At 67.4% G+C, this 21937-nt stretch carries 23 protein-coding genes and 1 tRNA gene; 19 read left to right on the forward strand and 5 right to left on the reverse strand.

Annotated elements, in window-relative coordinates:
- The first annotated feature begins 25 nt into the window (after positions 1-25).
- The 10 genes from AAC067_RS02710 (at position 26) to AAC067_RS02755 (ending at position 9301) form a co-directional block, all read left to right on the forward strand.
- A complete protein-coding gene (locus AAC067_RS02710; protein WP_339929274.1) occupies positions 26-541 on the forward strand; it encodes a GNAT family N-acetyltransferase in 516 nt (171 codons plus the stop codon).
- Positions 542-653: 112 nt separating this feature from the next.
- Positions 654-836 (forward strand): 50S ribosomal protein L32, encoded by a 183-nt coding sequence (gene rpmF, locus AAC067_RS02715; RefSeq protein WP_300445374.1) that lies wholly within the window; start codon positions 654-656, stop codon positions 834-836.
- Positions 837-931: 95 nt separating this feature from the next.
- Complete coding sequence (locus AAC067_RS02720) at positions 932-1522, forward strand: hypothetical protein (RefSeq protein ID WP_339929276.1); 591 nt, start codon at positions 932-934, stop codon at positions 1520-1522.
- A 66-nt stretch (positions 1523-1588) separates the two neighbouring features.
- On the forward strand, positions 1589-2866 hold the full coding sequence (eno, locus tag AAC067_RS02725) for a phosphopyruvate hydratase (RefSeq protein ID WP_339929278.1): 1278 nt from the start codon (positions 1589-1591) through the stop codon (positions 2864-2866).
- Between the two features lie 104 nt (positions 2867-2970).
- Positions 2971-3300 carry a septum formation initiator family protein gene (locus AAC067_RS02730; RefSeq protein ID WP_339929280.1) on the forward strand — a complete coding sequence of 110 codons (330 nt, stop codon included), beginning with the start codon at positions 2971-2973 and terminating at the stop codon, positions 3298-3300.
- Positions 3301-3414: 114 nt separating this feature from the next.
- Positions 3415-4443: a pyruvate dehydrogenase (acetyl-transferring) E1 component subunit alpha gene (gene pdhA, locus AAC067_RS02735; RefSeq protein ID WP_339929282.1), complete on the forward strand. Its 1029-nt coding sequence runs from the start codon at positions 3415-3417 to the stop codon at positions 4441-4443.
- Positions 4444-4446: 3 nt separating this feature from the next.
- The gene (locus tag AAC067_RS02740) at positions 4447-5811 is read left to right on the forward strand and encodes a pyruvate dehydrogenase complex E1 component subunit beta (RefSeq protein ID WP_339929284.1); all 1365 of its coding nucleotides are present in this window, start codon (positions 4447-4449) and stop codon (positions 5809-5811) included.
- A complete protein-coding gene (locus AAC067_RS02745) occupies positions 5808-7136 on the forward strand; it encodes a pyruvate dehydrogenase complex dihydrolipoamide acetyltransferase (RefSeq protein WP_339929286.1) in 1329 nt (442 codons plus the stop codon). The genes AAC067_RS02740 and AAC067_RS02745 overlap by 4 nt, the downstream gene beginning before the upstream one ends.
- 10 nt (positions 7137-7146) lie before the next feature.
- Positions 7147-8550 (forward strand): dihydrolipoyl dehydrogenase, encoded by a 1404-nt coding sequence (gene lpdA / locus AAC067_RS02750; RefSeq protein ID WP_339929288.1) that lies wholly within the window; start codon positions 7147-7149, stop codon positions 8548-8550.
- Positions 8551-8599: 49 nt separating this feature from the next.
- Positions 8600-9301, forward strand: coding sequence for a VIT family protein (locus AAC067_RS02755; protein WP_339929290.1), 702 nt, complete (start codon positions 8600-8602; stop codon positions 9299-9301).
- A gap of 97 nt (positions 9302-9398) precedes the next feature.
- Here AAC067_RS02755 and AAC067_RS02760 read toward each other — a convergent pair whose 3' ends face one another.
- From AAC067_RS02760 to AAC067_RS02780, 5 genes are read right to left on the reverse strand one after another with little or no spacing between them, the layout of a single operon-like run.
- Positions 9399-10202, reverse strand: coding sequence for an MBL fold metallo-hydrolase (locus tag AAC067_RS02760; RefSeq protein ID WP_339929292.1), 804 nt, complete (start codon positions 10200-10202; stop codon positions 9399-9401).
- Between the two features lie 5 nt (positions 10203-10207).
- Positions 10208-10996: a TatD family hydrolase gene (locus AAC067_RS02765; RefSeq protein WP_339929294.1), complete on the reverse strand. Its 789-nt coding sequence runs from the start codon at positions 10994-10996 to the stop codon at positions 10208-10210.
- Positions 10996-11988 (reverse strand): DNA polymerase III subunit delta', encoded by a 993-nt coding sequence (locus AAC067_RS02770; protein ID WP_339929296.1) that lies wholly within the window; start codon positions 11986-11988, stop codon positions 10996-10998. The genes AAC067_RS02765 and AAC067_RS02770 overlap by 1 nt, the downstream gene beginning before the upstream one ends.
- Entirely contained in the window at positions 11985-12611 is a 627-nt protein-coding gene (tmk, locus tag AAC067_RS02775; RefSeq protein WP_339929298.1) for a dTMP kinase, read from the reverse strand. The genes AAC067_RS02770 and tmk overlap by 4 nt, the downstream gene beginning before the upstream one ends.
- A gap of 49 nt (positions 12612-12660) precedes the next feature.
- Complete coding sequence (locus AAC067_RS02780) at positions 12661-13497, reverse strand: septal ring lytic transglycosylase RlpA family protein (protein ID WP_339929300.1); 837 nt, start codon at positions 13495-13497, stop codon at positions 12661-12663.
- Positions 13498-13596: 99 nt separating this feature from the next.
- Here AAC067_RS02780 and AAC067_RS02785 point away from each other — a divergent pair.
- The 9 genes from AAC067_RS02785 (at position 13597) to AAC067_RS02825 (ending at position 21813) form a co-directional block, all read left to right on the forward strand.
- A tRNA-Ser gene (locus AAC067_RS02785) sits at positions 13597-13683 on the forward strand.
- Positions 13684-13869: 186 nt separating this feature from the next.
- On the forward strand, positions 13870-16170 hold the full coding sequence (locus tag AAC067_RS02790) for a bifunctional salicylyl-CoA 5-hydroxylase/oxidoreductase (RefSeq protein WP_339929302.1): 2301 nt from the start codon (positions 13870-13872) through the stop codon (positions 16168-16170).
- Positions 16167-16928: an SDR family NAD(P)-dependent oxidoreductase gene (locus AAC067_RS02795; RefSeq protein ID WP_339929304.1), complete on the forward strand. Its 762-nt coding sequence runs from the start codon at positions 16167-16169 to the stop codon at positions 16926-16928. The genes AAC067_RS02790 and AAC067_RS02795 overlap by 4 nt, the downstream gene beginning before the upstream one ends.
- Positions 16925-17422: a MarR family transcriptional regulator gene (locus AAC067_RS02800; protein ID WP_339929306.1), complete on the forward strand. Its 498-nt coding sequence runs from the start codon at positions 16925-16927 to the stop codon at positions 17420-17422. The genes AAC067_RS02795 and AAC067_RS02800 overlap by 4 nt, the downstream gene beginning before the upstream one ends.
- Positions 17419-18231 (forward strand): enoyl-CoA hydratase family protein, encoded by an 813-nt coding sequence (locus tag AAC067_RS02805; RefSeq protein WP_339929308.1) that lies wholly within the window; start codon positions 17419-17421, stop codon positions 18229-18231. The genes AAC067_RS02800 and AAC067_RS02805 overlap by 4 nt, the downstream gene beginning before the upstream one ends.
- Positions 18232-18234: 3 nt before the next feature.
- Positions 18235-19404, forward strand: a complete 1170-nt coding sequence (locus AAC067_RS02810) for an acyl-CoA dehydrogenase family protein (protein WP_339929310.1) — start codon at positions 18235-18237, stop codon at positions 19402-19404.
- Positions 19404-21008 carry an AMP-binding protein gene (locus AAC067_RS02815; RefSeq protein ID WP_339929312.1) on the forward strand — a complete coding sequence of 535 codons (1605 nt, stop codon included), beginning with the start codon at positions 19404-19406 and terminating at the stop codon, positions 21006-21008. The genes AAC067_RS02810 and AAC067_RS02815 overlap by 1 nt, the downstream gene beginning before the upstream one ends.
- Positions 21005-21427, forward strand: a complete 423-nt coding sequence (locus AAC067_RS02820; RefSeq protein WP_339929314.1) for a thioesterase family protein — start codon at positions 21005-21007, stop codon at positions 21425-21427. The genes AAC067_RS02815 and AAC067_RS02820 overlap by 4 nt, the downstream gene beginning before the upstream one ends.
- A complete protein-coding gene (locus AAC067_RS02825; protein ID WP_339929316.1) occupies positions 21424-21813 on the forward strand; it encodes a RidA family protein in 390 nt (129 codons plus the stop codon). Before AAC067_RS02820 ends, AAC067_RS02825 begins: the two co-directional genes overlap by 4 nt.
- The last annotated feature ends 124 nt before the right edge of the window (positions 21814-21937 follow it).

A 21937-nucleotide genomic window follows, 5' to 3' on the forward strand; every position in this document is an offset into this window, starting at 1 on the left:
GGAAACCGACGCGCATTGGCCGAACATGGAAATTTCCACACCCCGGCTGAAACTGAGAACGGCACAGCCGGGCGATCTGGCAGCCATTCATGCCATCATGATCCGGCCCGACGCCATGCGCTGGTGGTCGACCCCGCCGCACGAGACGCTGGATCAGACCCGGGTCTGGCTCGACAGCATGATCGCCAACGGGCCCGACCATCCCGACTTTGTCATCGAATTCGAGGGACAGGTGATCGGCAAGGCGGGGTTCTGGTCCCCGCCGGACGTTGGCTACATCCTGCACCCGAACTATTGGGGCAAGGGCCTGGCGACCGAGGCGCTGGAAGCCGCGATCGACCACATTTTCATCGACCAGCCGTTCGATATGCTGACGGCGGACGTCGATCCAGACAACGTCGCATCGATTCGGTTGCTCAACCGTCTCGGCTTCACAAAAACCGGCCAGGCCGAGCGGACGATGCAGGTCGGCGACACCTGGGTCGACAGCGTCTACTACGGCCTGCAGCGCCATGTTTGGGAGTCGCGTCGCAAGGCTTGAACTCCCGGGCATGTTCATGCATAAGCCCCCGCTCACGTGGCGGCTCTTCCGAGGGCCGCCGCATCTGTTTTCGCGCCTTTACCGGCGCACCGACCCTGAGATCGAGACGGTCATGGCTGTTCCCAAGCGCAAAGTATCGCCCTCGCGTCGCAATATGCGCCGCGCCCACGACTCCCTGGGGGCCAACCCCTACGTCGAGGACAAGGACACGGGCGAGCTGCGCCGCTCGCACCACATCGACCTGAAGACCGGCACCTATCGCGGTCGCCAGGTGATGACGCCCAAGGAAGACTAGGTCTTTCCACCGGTTTGAACGAATTGACGGCGCGCGATGTCATCGCGCGCCGTTTTCGTGCGTTGTAGCTCCGGAAACCCATCTGGAGACCCGCCATGATCCGTATAGCCACCCTAGGATCCGTCGCCCTTCTGGGCCTGTCCGCCTGCAATTCCCCCGAACCGGCCCCGCCAGCCTCCGCGCCGTCGGTGCCGCAGACACCCACGCCCCCCGCACCCGCAAACGCGCTCACGGCTGAAGGCTACGGGCCGCTGCGGATCGGCATGACCCGGGCTGAGGTCATTGCCGCCATGGGCGCAAACGACAACCCGAACACCGTCGGCGGTCCCGATCCCGAATCCTGTGACATGTTCCACCCGGCGCGGGCTCCCGAGGGCCTGTACGTGATGGTGGAAAATGGCGTGCTGACCAGCGTTCAACTCGGCAGCACCAGCGTCCTCAAGACCGACCGGGGCCTGGGTATCGGCGACACAGCCGCAGCGGTGAAACAGGCCTACGGCCCCGACGCCCGGGTCAGCCCGCACAAATATGCCGATGCCCCGGCGGAATACGTCACCACCTGGACCACGACCGACCACGACAGTCCGGCGGCCAGGGGCGTGCGCTACAACATCGGCGCGGACGGGCGGGTTCAGGGGGTCGCCGTCGGCGGCCCGTCCATCCTGTATGTCGAAGGCTGCGCCTGACCATTGGCGTATCCGGACGGCTGGGCTACACCGCGAGCGTCCTCCCTCCCTGCATAGAGCCGCTCCATGACCGACATCGCCGACATTGTCGCCCGCCAGATCCTCGACAGCCGCGGCAATCCGACGGTCGAGGTCGATGTGATCCTGGATGACGGCAGTTTCGGCCGCGCCGCCGTTCCCTCGGGCGCGTCGACCGGGGCTCACGAGGCGGTGGAACTGCGCGACGGCGACAAGGACTTGTGGGGCGGCAAGGGCGTCGGCAAGGCCGTCGACGCCGTCAACGGCGAGATCTTCGACGCCCTGTCCGGCATGGATGCCGAGGACCAACGCCGTATCGACGAGGCGCTGATCTCGCTGGACGGCACCGAGAACAAGGGTCGACTGGGTGCCAACGCCATCCTCGGCGTGTCGCTGGCCTGCGCCAAGGCCAGCGCCATCTCCTCCAACCTGCCGCTGTATCGCTATCTGGGCGGGGTCACGGCCCGGGTGCTGCCGACGCCGATGATGAACATCATCAACGGCGGCGCCCATGCCGACAATCCGATCGACATCCAGGAGTTCATGATCCTGCCGACCGGGGCCGACAGCTTCTCGGAGGCCCTGCGCATGGGGGCCGAGATCTTCCACGCCCTCAAGGCCCAACTCAAGGACGCCGGTCACAACACCAATGTCGGCGACGAGGGCGGCTTTGCCCCCAACCTGGGCTCAGCCGAAGAGGCCCTTGCCTTCATCACCCGCGCCGGACAGGCGGCGGGCTATCTGGCGGGCGAGGACTTCCACCTGGGTCTCGACGTCGCCGCCACCGAATTCTTCAAGGACGGCAAATACGTGCTGGCGGGGGAGGGCAAGACCCTCGATCAGGACGGCATGGTCAACTATCTGGCCGACCTGTGCGAACGCTTCCCGATCATCTCGATTGAGGACGGCTGCGCCGAGGATGATTTCGACGGCTGGAAACAGCTGACCGACCGTCTCGGCGACCGGGTCCAGATCGTCGGCGACGACCTGTTCGTGACCAATCCGATCCGTCTGGCCGCCGGTATCGGCGAGGGTTTGGCCAATTCCATCCTGATCAAGGTCAACCAGATCGGCACCCTGTCCGAAACGCTGGACGCCGTCGATATGGCCCAGCGCGCCGGCTATACAGCGGTCATGAGCCACCGTTCGGGCGAGACCGAGGACTCGACCATCGCCGACCTGGCCGTGGCCACCAACTGCGGACAGATCAAGACCGGGTCGCTGGCGCGGTCGGACCGCACCGCCAAATACAACCAGTTGCTGCGCATCGAAGAGATGCTGGGCGACCAGGGCGTCTATTTCGGCGACGGCATGCTGCTCAAATAGATCGCAAAGGCTTACGGCCAAGCTACGGTTTGTTAGGCATTTCCGGTCAGGTTTCAGTCATTACAAGTTCGCGCTCAGAACGAGCGTAAGTGGTGCCTGAACGGATGAAGTCCTACACCCTGTCTGCCTGCCTTCTGCTGATGATCGTCTACCTCGGCGTTCAGGCCCTGACCGGTCAGCGCGGCCTGCTGAGCGGCGGCCAGCGCGACGCGCTGCTGGACGCCCGCGAAACCCAGTTGCACCAGCTCGTGGCCGAGCGCAGCGACCTCGAGGTCCGCGTGCGCTATCTGCGCAGCGACAGTCTGTCGCGCGATCTGCTGGAAGAGCGCGCCCGGGCCGTCATCGGTTTCGCCGACCCTCGCGACTATGTGATCCCGATCTCCAACACCGCCCCGGCCATGGTCCCGGGCAGGGCAACCGCCCGGAAGTCCTGAACTTTCGTTACAGGGCCGACGGGGCGCTTTGCCTTTGGGGAACGAAGGCTGCTAAAGCCCCTTTCCGTAACGACAAGAGGCCCTTCATACGGGGGTCCAGCCGGGAGATGACGGATGGCGAAGGCCCCCGCCGCCAAAGCTGATTCCAGCAAGGCGACAAAACTGCCCAATACGCCGACAGCCTCCAAGGAGGACCTGCTGCGCTTCTACCGCGAGATGGTACTGATCCGCCGTTTCGAGGAACGCGCGGGTCAGCTCTACGGGATGGGCCTGATCGGCGGCTTCTGCCATCTGTATATCGGCCAGGAAGCCGTGGCTGTGGGCGTGCAGGAGAGCGTGCGTCAGGGCCACGACAAGATCATTACCGGCTACCGTGACCACGGCCATATGCTGGCCGCCGGCATGGACCCGAATGAGGTAATGGCCGAACTGACCGGACGCTCGGGCGGCTCGTCCAAGGGCAAGGGCGGCTCGATGCACATGTTCGACACCGCCACCGGCTTCTATGGCGGCCACGGTATCGTCGGGGCCCAGGTGGCGCTGGGCACCGGCCTGGCCTTCAGCGGTCGCTACCGGGAAGACGACAGCGTCGCCTTCATCTATTTCGGGGACGGTGCGGCCAACCAGGGCCAGGTCTATGAGAGCTTCAACATGGCGCAGCTGTGGAAGCTGCCGGCCATCTACATCATTGAGAACAACCAGTACGCCATGGGCACGAGCATCGAGCGCTCGTCCTCCACAACTGACTTGAGCCAGCGCGGGGCCAGCTTCGGCATCCCCGGCGAACAGGTCGACGGCATGGACGTGCTGGCCGTGCGCGACGCCGTGGCCAAGGCTGTCAAACGCGCGAGGGAAGGGGAAGGCCCCTACATCCTCGAGGTGAAGACCTATCGCTACCGCGGTCATTCCATGAGTGATCCGGCCAAATACCGGTCCAAGGAAGAGGTCGACGAGGTCAAGAAGACCCGCGACCCGATCGATCACATCAAACTGCTGCTGGCGGACGCCAAGGCCACCGAGGACGAGCTCAAGGCCATCGACGCCGAGATCAAGGCCATCGTCGCCGAAGCCGTCCGCTTCGCCCAGGAAAGCCCGGAGCCGGATCCGTCCGAGCTCTACACCGACGTCTATGTGGAGGCCTGAGCGTTGACCGACATTCTGATGCCGGCGCTGTCCCCCACGATGGAAGAGGGCACGCTGACCAAATGGCATATCAAGGCCGGAGACACCGTCTCCGCCGGTGATGTCATCGCCGAGATCGAGACCGACAAGGCGACGATGGAGGTCGAGGCCGTCGACGAGGGCGAGGTGCTGGAAATTCTGGTGGCCGAGGGGTCCGAGAACGTGAAGGTCAACACGCCGATCGCCCGTCTGGCCGGTGAGGATGGGGCCGCTGCGCCTGCACCCAAGGCCGACGCTGAGCCGAAAGCCAAAGAGGCAGAGACGGAGGCCCCGGCTGAGTCCGAAACGGAACCGACGCCCGCCGTCACCAAGACCGAACTGCGCGATCCCGATATTCCCGAAGGCACGAAGATGGTGCGCACCACGGTTCGCGACGCTCTGCGCGACGCCATGGCCGAGGAGATGCGCCGCGACGAGTCCGTTTTCCTGATGGGTGAGGAAGTCGCCCAGTACCAGGGGGCCTACAAGGTCAGCCGCGATCTGCTGCAGGAGTTTGGCGACAAGCGCGTCGTCGACACCCCGATTACCGAACACGGCTTCGCCGGTCTCGGCGTCGGGGCAGCCTTCGCCGGTCTGAAGCCGATCGTCGAATTCATGACCTTCAACTTCGCCATGCAGGCCATCGATCACATCATCAACTCGGCGGCCAAGACCCTGTACATGTCCGGCGGCCAGATCCGCGCCGGCATCGTCTTCCGCGGTCCGAACGGCGCGGCCAGCCGGGTCGGGGCCCAGCATAGTCATGACTATTCCTCCTGGTACGCCAACGTTCCCGGCCTGAAGGTCGTCGCTCCCTACGATGCGGCCGATGCCAAGGGCCTGCTCAAGGCGGCGATCCGCGATCCGAACCCCGTCGTCTTCCTCGAGCATGAGATGATGTACGGCACCGAATTCGACGTGCCGGAGATCGAGGACTGGGTCCTGCCGATCGGCAAGGCCCGGGTGCGCCGCGAGGGTACCGACGTGACCATCACCGCGCACAGCCGCATGGTCGGGTTTGCCCTCAAGGCCGCCGAGACACTGGCCGAGGACGGCATCAGCTGCGAGGTCATCGACCTGCGTACGCTGCGGCCGCTGGACCACGAGACCATCGTCGAGAGCGTCAAGAAGACCAGCCGTCTGGTCAGCGCCGAGGAAGGCTGGGGCCCGATGGGCGTCGGGGCCGAGGTCGTGGCCCGGGTCATCGAACACGCGTTCGACTATCTCGACGCTCCGCCGCTTCGGGTGCATCAGGAAGACGTGCCGCTGCCCTATGCCGCCAATCTGGAAGTGCTGTCCCTGCCGGGCGTGGACAAGATCATCAAGGCTGTGAAGGCGGTGATGGCATGACCGACATCCTGATGCCCGCTCTGTCTCCGACCATGGAGGAGGGCGTTCTGTCCAAATGGCTCGTCAAGGTCGGCGACACGGTCAAGGCCGGTGACGTCATGGCCGAGATCGAGACCGACAAGGCAACCATGGAGGTCGAGGCCGTCGACGAGGGCGAGATCACCGAGATCCTCGTGGCCGAAGGCACCGAGGGCGTGAAGGTCAACTCGCCGATCGCCCGGCTCAGGCAGGACGGTGAGACCGCCGCGCCCGCCCCGAAGGCCGAGGCCCCCAAGGCCGGGACCGATAAGGCGGAAAAAGCCGAGGCGAAGCCGGAGACGGACACCGCTCCCAAGGCCGACACCACCAAGACTAAAAAAACCGAAGTGGCCGAGACGAAGGGCGAAACGGCCAAGGCGGCACCGGCCGCCAAACGGGCTGACGGCGCGCGCATCTTTGCCTCGCCCCTGGCCCGTCGCCTGGCCGAACAGGCCGGTCTGGATCTGGGTTCCCTGACCGGCTCCGGCCCGCACGGCCGGATCGTCAAGCGCGACATTGAGGCCGCCGGCAAGGGTGAAGCCCGACCTGCCGCCAATGCCACCGCGAGTGCCGAGCCGCGCAAGGTCCAGTCCCTGGCCCAGATGGGTATCCCGGACGGCAGCTACGACCTGATCCCGCTGGACGGGATGAAGAAGGCCATCGCCCGCCGCATGGTCGATGCGATCCAGCAGGTGCCGCATTTCCCACTGTTCATCGACGTCGAGATCGACGCCCTGCTGGCCGCCCGCGCCAGGGTCAACGCCCTGCTCGAAAAGGACGGCGTCAAGGTCTCGGTCAATGACTTCGTGATCAAGGCCGCGGCCATGGCCCTCAAGGCCGTGCCGGAAGCCAATGCCAGCTATTCGCCGGAAGGCATCGCTATGCACCACAACGCCGATGTGGCGATGGCGGTGGCGATCGACGGCGGCCTGATCACCCCGATCATCCGCAAGGCCGAGACCAAATCCCTGTCGCAGATCGCCGTTGAGGCCAAAGACCTGGCCAAGCGCGCTCGCGAGCGCAAGCTGAAGCCCGAAGAGTTCCAGGGCGGCACCTTCTCGGTCTCGAACCTGGGCATGTTCGGCATCAAGGCCTTCTCCTCGATCATCAACGAGCCGCAGGGCGCGATCATGAGCGTCGGGGCAGGGGAGCAACGCCCGGTCGTGAAGAACGGCCAGCTGGCGATCGCCACTGTGATGACGGTCACCCTGACCTGCGATCACCGCGTCGTCGACGGCGCCATCGGCGCGCGCTTCCTGCAGGCGTTCAAGCCGATGATCGAAGATCCTGTGACGATGCTGGCGTAGGGAAGACACCGTGGCTGAATTCGATCTCATCGTCATCGGCTCGGGACCGGGCGGCTATGTGGCCGCCATCCGCGCCACCCAGCTGGGCCAGAAGGTGGCCATCGTCGAGCGCGACCTGCTGGGCGGCATCTGCCTGAACTGGGGCTGTATCCCGACCAAGGCCCTGCTCAAGTCGGGCGAGAAGTACGAAAGCCTGTCGCACCTCAAGGATTTCGGCCTGTCAGCCGAAAAGGTCGGCTTCGATTTCGACGCCATCATCGCCCGTTCGCGCGGCGTGGCCAAACAGCTGAACGCCGGCGTCGGCTATCTGATGAAGAAGAACAAGATCGAGGTCATCGAGGGGACCGCGAAGCTTGAAAAGGGCAGCGCCGCCCCGAAGGTGGTCATTGCCCTCAAGGCCGGTGGCAACCGCACGGTCGAAGCGAAAGCCGTCATTCTGGCCGTCGGTGCCCGGGCCCGGGCCCTGCCGCAGATCGGCCTGGAAGCCGATGGCGAGCGCATCTGGGCCTATCGCGAGGCCATGGCCCCCAAGAGCCTGCCCAAATCGATCATCGTCATCGGCTCGGGTGCCATCGGCATCGAGTTCGGCAGCTTCTATCGCGCCCTCGGCGTCGACGTCACCGTGGTGGAAGCGCTGCCGCGCATCCTTCCCGTCGAAGATGAGGAAGTGTCCAAGGCCGCACAGAAATCATTCGAGAAACGTGGCTTCAAATTCCGTGTCGACGCCAAGGTCACCAAGGTCACCAAGAGCGGCAAGGGCGTCAAGGTCGCGATCGAGGCCGGCGGCAAGTCCGAAACCCTCGAGGCCGAGGTCTGCATCTCGGCCGTCGGCATTACCGCCAACACCGACGGCATCGGACTGGACGCCCTGGGCGTCAAGATGGACCGCGGCCACATCACCATCGACGGCCATTGCCAGACCAACGTCAAAGGCCTGTACGCCATAGGCGACTGCGCCGGAGCCCCATGGCTGGCACACAAGGCCTCGCACGAGGGCATCCACGCCGCAGAGCACATCGCGGCGTGGAAGACGCCCAACGTGCATTCGCCGATCGCCGGCTGCACCTATTCGCAGCCGCAGATCGCCTCGGTCGGGCTGACGGAGCAGGGGGCCCGCGAGGCCAAGCGTGAGGTCAAGGTCGGCCGCTTCCCCTTCAAGGTGAACGGCAAGGCCATCGCAGCCGGTGACACCGACGGATTCGTCAAGACCATCTTCGACGCGAAGACGGGTGCGCTGATCGGCGCCCATATGATCGGGGCCGAGGTCACCGAGATGATCCAGGGGTTTGTCACCGCCATCACCCTCGAAGCGACCGAGGAAGACCTGCACGGCACCGTCTATCCGCACCCGACCATGTCGGAAGCGATGCATGAGTCCGCGCTGGACGCCTACGGCCGCATGATCCACCTGTAGGCCGCCGCCGGGCCTTGCCTCAGGCGGCGGGACAGCGTCGAATAGCCGGATGAGCCGTCTTCATGCCCATGGTGAGTCCCACCTCGTGTCCCGCATCGGCTGGATGCGCGCCGCCGTTCTGGGAGCCAATGACGGCATCGTCTCGACCGCCAGCCTGATCGTCGGCGTCGCCGCCGCTGGATCCTCCAAGAGCGCCATCCTGATCGCCGGCGGAGCCGGGCTGGTCGCCGGGGCCCTGTCGATGGCAGCGGGGGAATACGTCTCGGTCAGCTCCCAGTCAGACACCGAAAAGGCCGATCTGGCACGCGAGGCCGAGGAACTGGCCACCAATCCCGAAGCCGAACACCACGAACTGGCCGGAATCTACATCATGCGGGGCCTGAGCCCGGACCTGGCGGTTCAGGTCGCCACCCAGCTGATGGCCAAGGATGCCCTCGGCGCCCACGCCCGCGACGAACTGGGCATTTCCGCAATAAGCACGGCACGCCCCATTCAGGCCGCCTGGACATCGGCCCTGACCTTCGCGGTTGGCGCGGCGGCCCCATTGATCGTCGTCAGCCTGACACCGTCCAGCCTGACTATTCCGCTGGTCAGCGCGACCTCACTGATCTTTCTCGCGGCCTTGGGGGCCGCTGGTGCCCGGGCGGGTGGGGCCGGTCTGTTGCGGCCGGTGGCCCGCGTCGTGTTCTGGGGGGCCGTGGCCCTGGCCGCCACCGCCGGCATTGGCAAGCTGTTCGGAAGCGTAACGTAGAGGGGGGCGAATCCATGCCTCGATTTCGCGATCCATTTATCGCCTAAGATATATTATGCGAAATTTGAAGATGATAAAACGCCGCTGGACTGGTCCGTCACAGCGAAAACCGACCGTTCCAGCCGTCGAACGCTACCTCAACACCGTCCGGCACGATGGCCGACAAGGCGTTGTAATCCAGATCAAGATGCAAGTTTGTCAGCACGGCTCTCGGCACTCCGGACCGCGCGACCCACTCCAGCGTGCGATCCAGATGGGCGTGCGTCGGATGCGGCGTCCAGCGCAAGGCATCGACGATCCAGAGCTCCGCGCCACGCACGGCCTCCATCGCGCGTTCATCCAGCCCCGAGACGTCGCTGGAATAGACCACCGGACCGATCCGGTAGCCGACCGAGCGGATCGGTCCGTGCGCCTGATCGAAGGTGTTAACGGGCACGGGGCCACCCGCGCCGTTAACACTCCAGGCTTGGCCGTGCGGCGGGATGGCCTGCGCCTCCAGAATGGCCGGATAGCCCTCGACACTGTCGAAGATGTAGGGAAATCGTCCGGTCAGGGCCGCGCGCGTCGCCGCATCCATCCAGGCCGGAATCCGCCCGCGCGCCCGCATGGCGAACACCCGCAGGTCGTCGATACCGTGCGTCTGGTCGGCATGGTCGTGGGTGTAGAGTACGGCGTCGACGTGGCGGATCCCGGCGGCCAGCGCCTGGCTCCGGATGTCGGGCGAGGTGTCGATCAAAACGCTGGTGATGCCGTCAGGCCCGTGGCGGCGCAGCAGCAGTGAACAGCGACTGCGGCGGTTCCGGGGCTCGGCCGGATCACAGCGGCCCCAGTCACCGTCGCCGCGCGGCACCCCGCCAGACGATCCGCAGCCCAGGATCACGACCTCCAGCTCGCCCGCCATGGCCGTCAGGCCCCCGCCGGACGCGGAATGCGGTCGAACAGGGCGAAGAAGGCCTCGGTCGTTTGACGGTCGGCCTCTTCGGCGCTCCAGCCGCGGATTTCGGCCAGCTTCTCCAGCACATGGCCGACATAGGCCGGTTCGTTGCGCCGACCCCGATGCGGCATCGGGGCCAGATAGGGGCAGTCGGTTTCGATGATCAGCCGGTCGGACGGCAGGGTGCGGATCACCGCCCGGACATCCTCGGCCGCCTTGAAGGTGGCGATCCCCGACACCGAGAACCACGCCCCCAGTTCAACTGCCAGATCAGCCAGTTCCTGACCACTGGTATAGCAATGCATGAGGAGCTTGAACGGCCCGGCAGCGTGTTCTTCGGCCAGGATCGCGCCCATCACATCGTCGGCCTCACGCGTATGCACGACCAGCGGCAGGCCGGTCTCGCGTGCGGCGGCGATATGCTGGCGGAACACGGTCGCCTGGATATCGCGCGGGCTCAGGTCATAGTGGAAGTCCAGGCCGCATTCACCGATGCCGATCACCCTGGGACGCGCGGCCAGATCAATCAGGGTTTGCGCCGTCAAGTCCGGTGCGTCCTTGGCCTCATGTGGATGCACCCCGACCGTGCACCAGATGTCGTCATGCGCCATGGCCAGCGCATGGGTCGCCTCGAACGTCGTCAGCCGGTCCGAAATCTCGACCATCAGGCCGACTCCGGCGGCGCGGGCCTGGGCGATGACAGCGTCGCGATCCTCGTCGAACTGCGGTGCGTGCAGGTTTACGTGGCTGTCGATCAGCATCAGCCGGCCGCCTTGGTCCGCGCCAGATCGGCCAGCGCCCCGGCCAGCACGTCACCGCGATCAAGGTTCAGCCCGGCGGTGCGGTCAGGCAACTCCGACAGCCGGGTCCACAGCTCGGCCCAGCGCCCCCCCTGCCCCCGGCTCTCACCCTCGCTTTCCCCGAGGGCCCGAACCTTCACCGCCGCGATCAGCCGGTCCATTAGCGTCTCGAACCGGGCCTGGCCCTCGGCCCCGCGGAAGCCGTCCGCGATCTTCAGGGCCTCGGCCCGGTCGACCGTGGCCGCCTCGACCCAGCTGCGCGCCAGCCGATCCGCCTCCAGAGTCGAGCCCGAAGCCAGCGCCAGGGCCGCGCCCGGCGAGCCATTGGCCAGTCCGGCGATACGACCTGCCTCCTCCGCCTCCAGCCCGGCCCGGTCGCCCAGCAACTGCTCCAGCGCCGCCGGGGACCAGACCGGAAAGGCCAGCCGGCGACAGCGCGAGCGGATCGTCGGCAGCAGCCGCCCCGCCGCATGCGTCACCAGCAGCAGCACACCGCGCGCAGGCGGCTCCTCAAGAACTTTTAACAAGGCATTGGCAGCATTGGGATTCAGGTCGTCCGCAGCATCGACAATCGCGACCCGGTACCGGGCTCGGGACGGACTCTTGGAAAAGAATTCCGGCAAATCGCGGGCCTGGTCGACCGAGATGGACTTCTTGGTCTTGCCGCCCTCGACCAGCCGTTCCAGCACCATCAGGTCCGGGTGCGACTGGGCCGAGACCAGCTGGCTGACCGGATCGCCCGGCCGCGCCCCCAGCGGACCCCGCGTCGGGTCTGGTTCTGCCCCCAGCAGCCGCCGCGCGGCGCGATAGGCGAAGCTGGCCTTGCCGGTACCCTCGACCCCGCACAACAGCCAGGCGTGATGCAGTCGCCCGCGATCCCAGGCCTCGACAAAGGCGGTCTCGGCCGCCAGATCCGGCATCAGGTCAAAACGGTCGCGCGGATGCTCGCTCATGCCGTGCGCGCCTGAACAGCGGCCCAGACCCGGGCCTCGACCGTGTCCTCGTCGCCGTCGGCGTCGATCAGCACGCAGCGGTCGGGATGGTCGCGGACGATGGCCAGAAAGCCCTCGCGCAGCCGGGTATGGAAGGCCAGACCCTTGGACTCGAACCGGGTCTCGAACAGGCCACGCCCGAACGCCCGCTCCAGCCCGACCTCGACCGGCAGGTCGAACACCAGGGTCAGGTCCGGCTGGTCACCGGCGACGATGCCGGCGTCCAGTGCCTCGATGAAGGCCGGCGGCACCCCGCCCCCGGCCCCCTGATAGGCGCGGCTGGAATCGGCGAACCGGTCACAGACGACCCAGGTCCCGCTCTCAAGCGCCGGGCGGATGGTCCGCTCCAGATGGTCGGAGCGGGCCGCATACATCAGCAGGGTCTCGGTGCGCGGCGACCAGCGCTCGGCGTCGCCGGCCACCACCAGGTTGCGGATCGCCTCGGCCCCGGTCGAGCCGCCGGGCTCGCGCGTCTGCACGACGCCGTGCCCGAGGGCGCGCAGGCGGTCGACGAGCCGGCGGGTCTGGGTCGACTTGCCGGTTCCCTCGCCGCCTTCCAGGGTGATGAAGATTCCACGGGACACCGGCGCACCATGGCGACCCCGGGCCGCCGTGCAAAGCCTTCGCCGGATATCAGGAGGCGGATATCAACAGGGCGTCGTCGATCCCGCGCGCCAGAATGGCCTGACGGGCCCGTTCGGCGGCGTTGGCGTCATTCCAGGGCCCGACCAGCACCCGGTACAGCGTGCCCTGACTCGTCCGGACCTCGTCGACGGCCGCCGTGTCGCCCAGGCGTCGGGCGATCCGCTGCGCCGTGCGCCGATTCGCATAGGCCCCGGCCTGAATCCAGTAGGCCGTGCCGCCGTAGACCGGCGCGGGGGCCGGGGCTTCCGCCCGGACCGGCGCGGCGGCCGAGGCTGTCTGCAGGCGCATGCCGCCGCCCTGGCGCGGAGCCCGGCCCAGATAACGCACCCGCACCTGACCGACGCCGCGCGACAGCAGGTCCAGTTCCTCGGCCGCGCCGCGCGACAGGTCGATGACGCGATTGTCGACGAACGGCCCCCGGTCATTGACCCGCAGCACCACGCTGCGCCCGTTGGCTAGGTTGGTGACCTCGACCAGACCCGGCAGCGGCAGGGTCTTGTGGGCTGCGGTCAGGGCATGCATGTCGAAAATCTCGCCGGTCGCAGTCGGGCGGCCGTTGAACTGGTCGCCGTACCAGGAGGCCAGGCCGGTCACGTCATAGTTGGGATCCTCGACCGGTCGGTACCACTGGCCGCGGATCTGATAGGGCCGCATTGTGCCCGACACGATCGGCGCCGGATCGGTCACCACCGGCATCCGCGCCGCGGCCGCATAGCCCCCGTCCCGCACCCCGCCACTGGCGCAGGCGGCCAGCAGCGACATCAGGCCCAGGATCAGGGCCCCCTTCAGCATTCTCGTGGTCATGGCGGTCGGCGCAGGTTTCATGATGACTCAAGCATGACCCAAGACATTTCCGCTTTGGTTAATCCGCCGTTTGTTTGCTATGCCCCCTCGCCCGCACCGGATTTGCGAATCCGGTCCGCAGGACAGGTGGCCGAGTGGTTTAAGGCAGCGGTCTTGAAAACCGCCGTAGGTGTGAGCCTACCGTGGGTTCGAATCCCACCCTGTCCGCGGCGGCGAAATCCTGAAACCTGTCGCTATTCAGACGACAGCTCCGACGAGCGTCGCACCGTTGACGGAAGGCGCTGTACCCGGGCCTGGAATTTGAGGCGCACCGCCGTGCAGTCTCAGGGCATGCCGGAACGCGCCCGCCATCCGCCGCTGGACGTCGCGGTTCAACTATTTTAGGCTTAAAACATGTCGTCGAGTCGCGCCGTCAGAAGCATCGCCGTCGTGGGTGCCGGTCCGGGCGGGCTTTACGTCGCCATCTCCCTGAAGCTGCGCGATCCGTCGCTGACGGTAGTCGTGTATGAGCGTAACCGCCCGGATGACACCTTCGGCTGGGGGGTGGTCTTCTCCGACCAGACCCTGGCCAACCTCAAGGCCAATGATCCCGAAACCGCGGCCCTGATCGAGGCGGCCTTCGTCCACTGGGATGACATCGACGTCCATATCCACGGCCGGACCATACGCTCGGGCGGCCACGGCTTTGCCGGTATCGGGCGCCAGCGGCTGCTGACCATCCTGCACGACCGCGCCCGCGCCCTCGGCGTCGAGCTACGGTTCGAGTCCGAGGTCGCGGACGCCTGGGCGCAGGACGCCGACATTGTGGTCGCCGCCGACGGCCTGAACAGCCTGACCCGCAATGCCCGGCCTGAGACCTTCGGGGTCGACGTCGATGTGCGCACCAACAAATACATCTGGCTGGGCACGCATCAGGCGTTCGACGCCTTCACCTTCGCCTTCGTCGAGACCCCGCACGGCTGGATCTGGGCCCACGCCTACCAGTTCGAACCGGGGGCCTCGACCTTCATCGTCGAATGCACCGAGGCAACCTGGCGCGGTCTCGGCTTCGACGAGCTGGATCAGGACCAGACCTGCCGCGCGGCCGAGGCCCTGTTCGCCGACTGGCTGGATGGCCACGCCCTGATGAGCAATGCGCGGCATATCCGCGGCTCGGCCTGGCTCAACTTCCCGCGCGTCGCCTGCTCGAACTGGCGCGACGGTAAAGTAGTGCTGCTGGGCGACGCGGCCCACACCGCGCATTTCTCGATCGGCTCGGGCACCAAGCTGGCGTTCGAGGACGCTATCCATCTGGCCGGGGCCCTGACCGATGGCGATGACCTCGACGCCGCCCTCGCCATCTATGAGGCCGAACGCCGGATCGAGGTGCTGAAGCTGCAGAGCGCCGCCCGCAACTCGACCGAATGGTTCGAGACGGTCGACCGCTACGTCGACCTCGATCCGCTGCAGTTCACCTACAGCCTGCTGACCCGCAGCCAGCGCGTCAGCCACGAGAACCTGCGCCTGCGGGACGAGACGTTCCTGACCGGAGTCGAGCGCTGGTTCGCGGACAGCGCCGGTGCCCCGCCCTCGGCCAGCCCGCCCGCCCCCATGTTCGCCCCGCTGCAACTGCGCGGCCTGACCCTGGCCAACCGCGTCGTGGTCTCGCCCATGTGCATGTATTCGGCCGAGGACGGGCTGATCAACGACTTCCATCTGGTCCACCTCGGCGGTCGCGCTCTCGGCGGAGCCGGGCTGGTCTTCACCGAGATGACCGACGTCTCGGCCGACGCCCGCATCACCCCCGGCTGCGCGGGGATGTACCGGCCCGAACACCGCGACGCCTGGAAACGGATCGTCGATTTCGTCCACGGTCAGGGCGCGCGCATCGCCATCCAGCTGGCCCACGCCGGCCGCAAGGGCTCGGTCGAACGGCCGTGGGGGCCACGAGCCGATCAACCATTGATTACCGACGGATGGGAGCTCATCGCGCCCTCACCCATCGCCTGGTCAGAGGGGGATCAGGTCCCGCGCGAAATGACCCGCGCCGACATGGACCGCGTCCGCGACGACTTCGTCCGCTCCGTCGGCTGGGCCGTCGAGGCCGGTTTTGATATGGTCGAACTGCACTGCGCCCACGGCTATCTTCTGTCGTCCTTCCTGACCCCGGTGTCGAACCATCGCACCGACGACTACGGCGGCTCCGTCCAAAACCGGCTGCGTTTCCCGTTGGAGGTCTTCGCCGCCATGCGCGCGGCCTGGCCCGACGACCGCCCCATGTCGGTGCGCCTGTCGGCCACCGACTGGGTCGACGACGGCATCACACCCGAGGAGACGGTGATCATCGCCCGCGCCTTCGCCGACGCCGGTTGCGACCTGATCGACGTCTCCGCCGGATCGACCACGCCGGAAGGCGAGCCCGTCTACGGCCGCATGTTCCAGACTCCGTTCAGCGATCGCATCCGCAACGAAGCGGGCGTCGCCACCATGGCCGTCGGTAACATCTACGAGACCGACCACGTCAACAGCATCCTCGCCGCCGGGCGCGCCGACCTGTGCGCCTTGGCCCGGCCGCATCTGGCCGATCCGAACTGGAGCCTGCGCGCCGCCGCCGAGCTCGGCTGGCGCGGCCTCCAGCCGCCGGTCCAGTACCGCGCCGGCTTCGCCCAGCTGGCCCGCAACCTCGAGAAACAACAACAGGCGGAGGCGGTATGAGTCTGCAGGGACGCCATGCGGTGATCACCGGTGCCGGCTCCGGCATCGGCCGCGCCACGGCCGAACGGCTGGCCGAGGCGGGGTGCCAGGTCACGCTGATCGGTCGTCACCTGGGTCGCCTGACCGAGTCCGCCGACCGCATCGGCGACGCAGCCTTCGTCGCCCCGGCCGACGTGACCGACCCCGACGCCCTCGCCGCCGCCATCGAGGTCGGCCGCGACCGCTTCGGCCCGATCGACATCCTGGTCAATAACGCCGGCACCGCCTCGTCCGCACCGTTCCTGAAGACCTCAGCTGACGACCTGCGCGCCATGCTGGCCCTCAATCTCGAGGCCCCGGCCGAGGCCGCGCGACTGGTGCTGCCGGGCATGCTGACGCGTCGCTGGGGCCGGATCGTCAATGTCGCCTCGACCGCGGGGCTGAAAGGCTACCCCTATGTATCGGCCTATGTGGCGGCCAAGCACGGGCTGGTCGGCCTGACCCGCGCCGTGGCGCTGGAGGTCGCCAGCAAGGGCGTCACCGTCAACGCGGTCTGCCCCGGATTCACCGACACCGACCTCGTCGCCCGTTCGGTCGCAGCTATCACCGGCAAGACCGGCCGCACCGAGGACGAGGCCCGCGCCGCCCTCGCCGCCTCCAATCCCCAGGGCCGGCTGATCACCCCCGACGAAGTGGCCCAGACCATCGTCTGGCTGTGCGGCGACGGGGCCTCGGGCGTCAACGGCGTGGCCTTGTCGGTGGCCGGAGGCGAGCTGTGAGCCCGACCGCCGCCCTGCTCCCCGACAGGCTCGGCGGTGCCCCGGACGGCAAGCGGGCGCTGCGCCTCTGGCTGCGTCTGCTGACCTGCACCACCACGATCGAACAGACCATTTCCCAGCGCCTGCGCGACACCTTCGACACCACCCTGCCCCGCTTTGACATGCTGGCGGCGCTCGACCGCGCCGGCGACCCCGGCCTGACCATGGGCGAGGCCGCCGGCATGCTGATGGTGTCGAACGGCAACGTCACCGGTCTGGCGGCGCGCCTGAAAGCCGACGGCCTGATCGAATCCCTGCCGGGTCCGGATCGGCGTGTGCAGCGGATCCGGCTGACGCTGACGGGTCGCACCCGCTTCGCCGCCATGGCCGCCGCCCACGAACACTGGATCGAAACCCTGTTCGCCGGTCTCAGCGACACCGAGGCCGAAGACCTGACCCATCTGCTGGAGCGCACCAAACGCTCGCTGCAACCGCACACGGAGCCGACCCCATGAAGGCGCGCGACTACAAGGCCGAACATTTTCTCTGGTCGGTCGATGACGACGGGATCGCCACCCTGACCCTGAACCGGCCAGAGCGGAAAAATCCGCTGACCTTCGACTCCTATGCCGAGATGCGCGACCTGTTCCGCGCCCTCGTCCATGCCCGCGACTGCAAGGTGGTGATCATCACCGGGGCCGGGGGGAATTTCTCGTCCGGCGGCGACGTGCATGAGATCATCGGTCCGCTGACCGAGATGGCCATGCCGGCCCTGCTCGACTTCACCCGCATGACCGGCGATCTGGTCAAGGCCATGCGCGGTTGTCCGCAGCCGATCATCGCCGCGCTGGACGGCATATGCGTCGGGGCCGGCGCGATCATGGCCATGGCCTCCGACATGCGGATCGCCACCCCGAAAACGAAGACCGCCTTCCTGTTCACCCGCGTCGGCCTGGCCGGCTGCGACATGGGGGCCTGCGCCATCCTGCCCCGCCAGATCGGTCAGGGCCGGGCTTCGGAACTGCTGTTCACCGGCCGTATCATGACCGCCGACGAGGGCGAGCGCTGGGGCTTCCACAACCGGCTGGTCGAGCCGGACGCCCTGATGGGAGCCGCACGCGAACTGGCCCAGTCGCTCGCCAAGGGGCCCACGTTCGCGCACGGGATCACCAAGACCCAGCTCAACCTCGAATGGGACATGAGCCTCGACGCCGCCATCGAGTCCGAGGCCCAGGCCCAGGCCATCTGCATGCAGACGAAGGATTTCCGCCGCGCCTTCGAGGCCTTCGCGGCCAAGCGTGATCCGGTGTTCGAGGGGAACTGAGCCATGAGCGATCGCACCTTCCTCGACTGGCCCTTCTTCGACGACCGCCACCGCGCCTTCGCCGCTGATTTGGAACGCTGGGCCGAGGCCAATGCCACGACGGTCAATCTGCACGGCGACCATGATCTGGACGGCGACTGCCGCCGCATCCTCAAGGCCCTCGCCGACGGCGGCTGGCTGAACAACGCTGTGCCCGACGTCGACGGCAGGCTGGACGTGCGTACCCTGTGCCTGACGCGCGAGACCCTGGCGCGGCGTTCGGGCCTGGCCGACTTTGTCTTCGCCATGCAGGGGCTGGGCACCGGCCCGATCAGCCTGTTCGGTACCGATGACCAGAAGGACCGCTGGCTGCCCGGCGTGGCGTCGGGTCAGACCATCGCCGCCTTCGCCCTGTCCGAGCCCGAGGCGGGGTCCGACGTCGCCGCCCTGTCGACCACCGCCCGTCGCGACGGTGACGGCTGGGTGCTGGACGGGACCAAGACCTTCATTTCCAACGGCGGCCTCGCCGACCGCTACACCGTCTTCGCCCGCACCGGCGAGGCCCCCGGGGCAAGGGGCCTGAGTGCCTTCGTCGTCGATGCCGACACGCCCGGTTTCGAGATCGTCGAACGCATCCCGCTGATGGCCCCGCATCCGCTGGCCACGATCCGTTTCAACGCCTGTCGCATCGACGGCGACCGCCTGTTGGGTCAGCCCGGCGAAGGCTTCCGCATCGCCATGGCCACGCTGGACGTGTTCCGCTCGACCGTCGCCGCCGCCGCCCTCGGCTTCTCGCGCCGCGCCTTCGACGAGGCCGCCGCCCGCACCACCGCCCGCACCCTGTTCGGGGCCCCGATGAGCGACCTGCAGCTGGTCCAGGCCTCGCTGGCCGACATGGCGTTGAAGATCGACGCCTCGGCCCTGCTGATCTACCGCGCCGCCTGGCTCAAGGATCAGGGCGCACCGCGCATCACCCGCGAGGCGGCCATGGCCAAGCTCTACGCTACTGATGAGGCCCAGGCCGTAATCGATGCGGCAGTCCAGCTGTTCGGCGGGCTCGGCGTCGTGTCCGGTAACCCGGTCGAGCGGCTGTATCGCGAAATCCGGGCCCTGCGCATCTATGAGGGGGCCTCGGAGGTGCAGAAGATCGTCATCGCCCGACAGGCGCTGGCCGCCATGGCGGGAGGGACCTGATGGCCCGCAGCGCGCATCTCGACCGGTTCGTGCTGGACCATCTGCCACCTGCTGAGCAGCAGCCCGATCTGATCTTCAGCCTGCCGGAACTGGCCCATCCCGAGCGGGTCAACGCCGCCGCTGAACTGCTGCGCCGCGCCCTCGCCGCCGCCGGTCCCGAGGCCCGCGCGCTGATCGACCACGATCTCGAGTTTTCATGGGGCCGAGTTGACGCCATCTCCAACCGGATGGCGCGGGTGCTGGTCGAGGACATGGGTCTGGTCCCCGGCAACCGCGTCCTCTTGCACGGCCCCAACGCGGCGTGGACGGTGCTGGCCTGGTTCGCCATCCTGAAAGCCGGCGGCGTCGTGGTCGCCACCATGCCGATGCTGCGCGCCGCCGAACTGGCCATCGTCATCGACAAGGCCCGCATCAGCCATGCCCTGGTCCATGAGACGCTCGTCGAGGCTGTGACCGAGGCGCAGGCGACCGCCCCGTCGCTCACCCAGGTCATGGACTCCGCCACGCTGCAGAAGGCCGCCCAAGCGCAGCCGCCCGGTATCGGTTTCGACGCGGTCGACACCGCCGCCGACGACCCGGCCCTGATCGCCTTCACCTCGGGCACCACCGGCCAGCCCAAGGGCTGCGTCCACGGTCACCGCGACATCCTGGCCATGGCCGACACCTTCGGCCGCCATATCGTCGGCCTGACCAGCGACGACATCGTGGTCGGCACCCCGCCGATCGCCTTCACCTTCGGCCTCGGCGGGCTGGTGGTGTTCCCCGCCGCGGTGGGTGCCGCGACCGCCTTCGCCCCCTGCCCCGGCTTTGATACCCTGGCAGAGACCATCGCCCGCCACCGGGCCACCGCCATTTTCACGGCCCCGACCGGCTATCGCGCCCTGCTGAAGCTGACGGACGCGCACGACCTGTCGAGCCTGCGCACCTGTGTCTCGGCCGGCGAGGCCCTGCCCGCCGCCACCTCCGACGCCTGGCACGACGCGACCGGCGTCCGCATCATCGACGGGATCGGCTCGACCGAGATGATCCATATCTTCATCTCGGCCGGCGGCGACGACATCCGGCCCGGTGCCACGGGCAAGCCCGTCCCCGGCTATGAGGCCCGCATCATCGACGCGGACGGCAGGCCCCTCCCCGCCGGGGAAACCGGCCGCCTCGCCGTGCGCGGCCCGACCGGCTGCCGCTATCTCGATGACGCGCGGCAGGCCGCCTATGTTCAGGACGGCTGGAACCTGACCGGCGACGTCTACCGGCTGGATGAGGACGGCTATTTCTGGTTCGTGGCCCGGGCCGACGACATGATCGTATCGTCCGGCTACAATATCGGCGCGCCCGAGGTGGAAAACGCCCTGCTGCGCCACCCCGCCGTGGCCGAGGCCGCTGTGATCGGCGTTCCCGACGAGGAACGCGGCCAGATCGTCAAGGCCTTCGTGGTGCTGAACCCGGACCACACACCGTCCGACGCCCTGACGTGCGAGCTTCAGACCCACGTGAAGAGCGTCATCGCCCCCTACAAATACCCCCGGGCGCTGGCCTTCGTGGACGCCCTGCCCAAGACCCAGACCGGCAAGCTGCAGCGTTTCCGGCTCAAGGCGGACGCATGACCGGCCAGATCTTCACCGCTGAACGTCGCGTGCGCTTCGCCGACTGCGACGCCGCCGGCATCGTCTTCTTCCCGCGCTATTTCGAAATGCTCAACGGCGTGGTCGAGGACTGGTTCGCCGGTCCGCTGCAGGTCTCGTTCCGCGAGCTGCATCTCAACCGCCACGTCAGCGTGCCCACCGCCGCCGTCGAGGCCCGCTTCATCGCCCCGTCGCGGCTCGAGGACGCGCTGACCTTCGCCTTGACGGTGACCAAACTGGGCGGGGCCTCCTGTGGCCTGCGCCACCGCATAACCTCCGGCGACCAGCTGCGTTTCGAAGCCAGCCAGACCATCGTCTACGTCGGTCAGTCCATGAAGCCCGAGCCCTGGCCCGAACCCCTTCGCACCCGCATCGCCCCCTTCCTGGAGAGCCAGCCATGAACCGCGTCCTGCTGCCCGAAGGCTGGCCCCGACCGAGGGGCTATTCCAATGGCATCGCCGCCACCGGCCAGCTGGTCTTCGTCTCCGGCCAGATCGGCTGGGACACGGTGGGGCAGTTCCCTGACGGCTTCGCGGCCCAGTTCCGCCAGACCATCGACAACACCCTGGCCATCCTGGCCGAGGCCGGTGCCGGGCCCGAACACATCGTCCGCATGACCTGGTACATCGTCGACAAGGCCGAATACCTCGCCGCCCAGCGCGACATCGGGGCCGTCTGGCGCGAGCGCATCGGGGCCCACTACCCAACCATGGCCGTGGTCGAGGTCAAGGGCCTGATCGAGGACGCCGCCCGCATCGAGATCGAGACCACCGCGGTGGTGGGCTAGGCCCCAGCTCGACCGGGACTGTCGCCCGGACCGGGCCGCGAACCCCTTTGCGTGTTGCACCGGTTTACTGAACAATACCCGCACCACGCCCCGGTGTTTCGGTACGTGAATTTCGGGATGACCA

Origin of the sequence: uncultured Brevundimonas sp., assembly GCF_963977465.1 — a bacterium.
Classification (GTDB): domain Bacteria; phylum Pseudomonadota; class Alphaproteobacteria; order Caulobacterales; family Caulobacteraceae; genus Brevundimonas.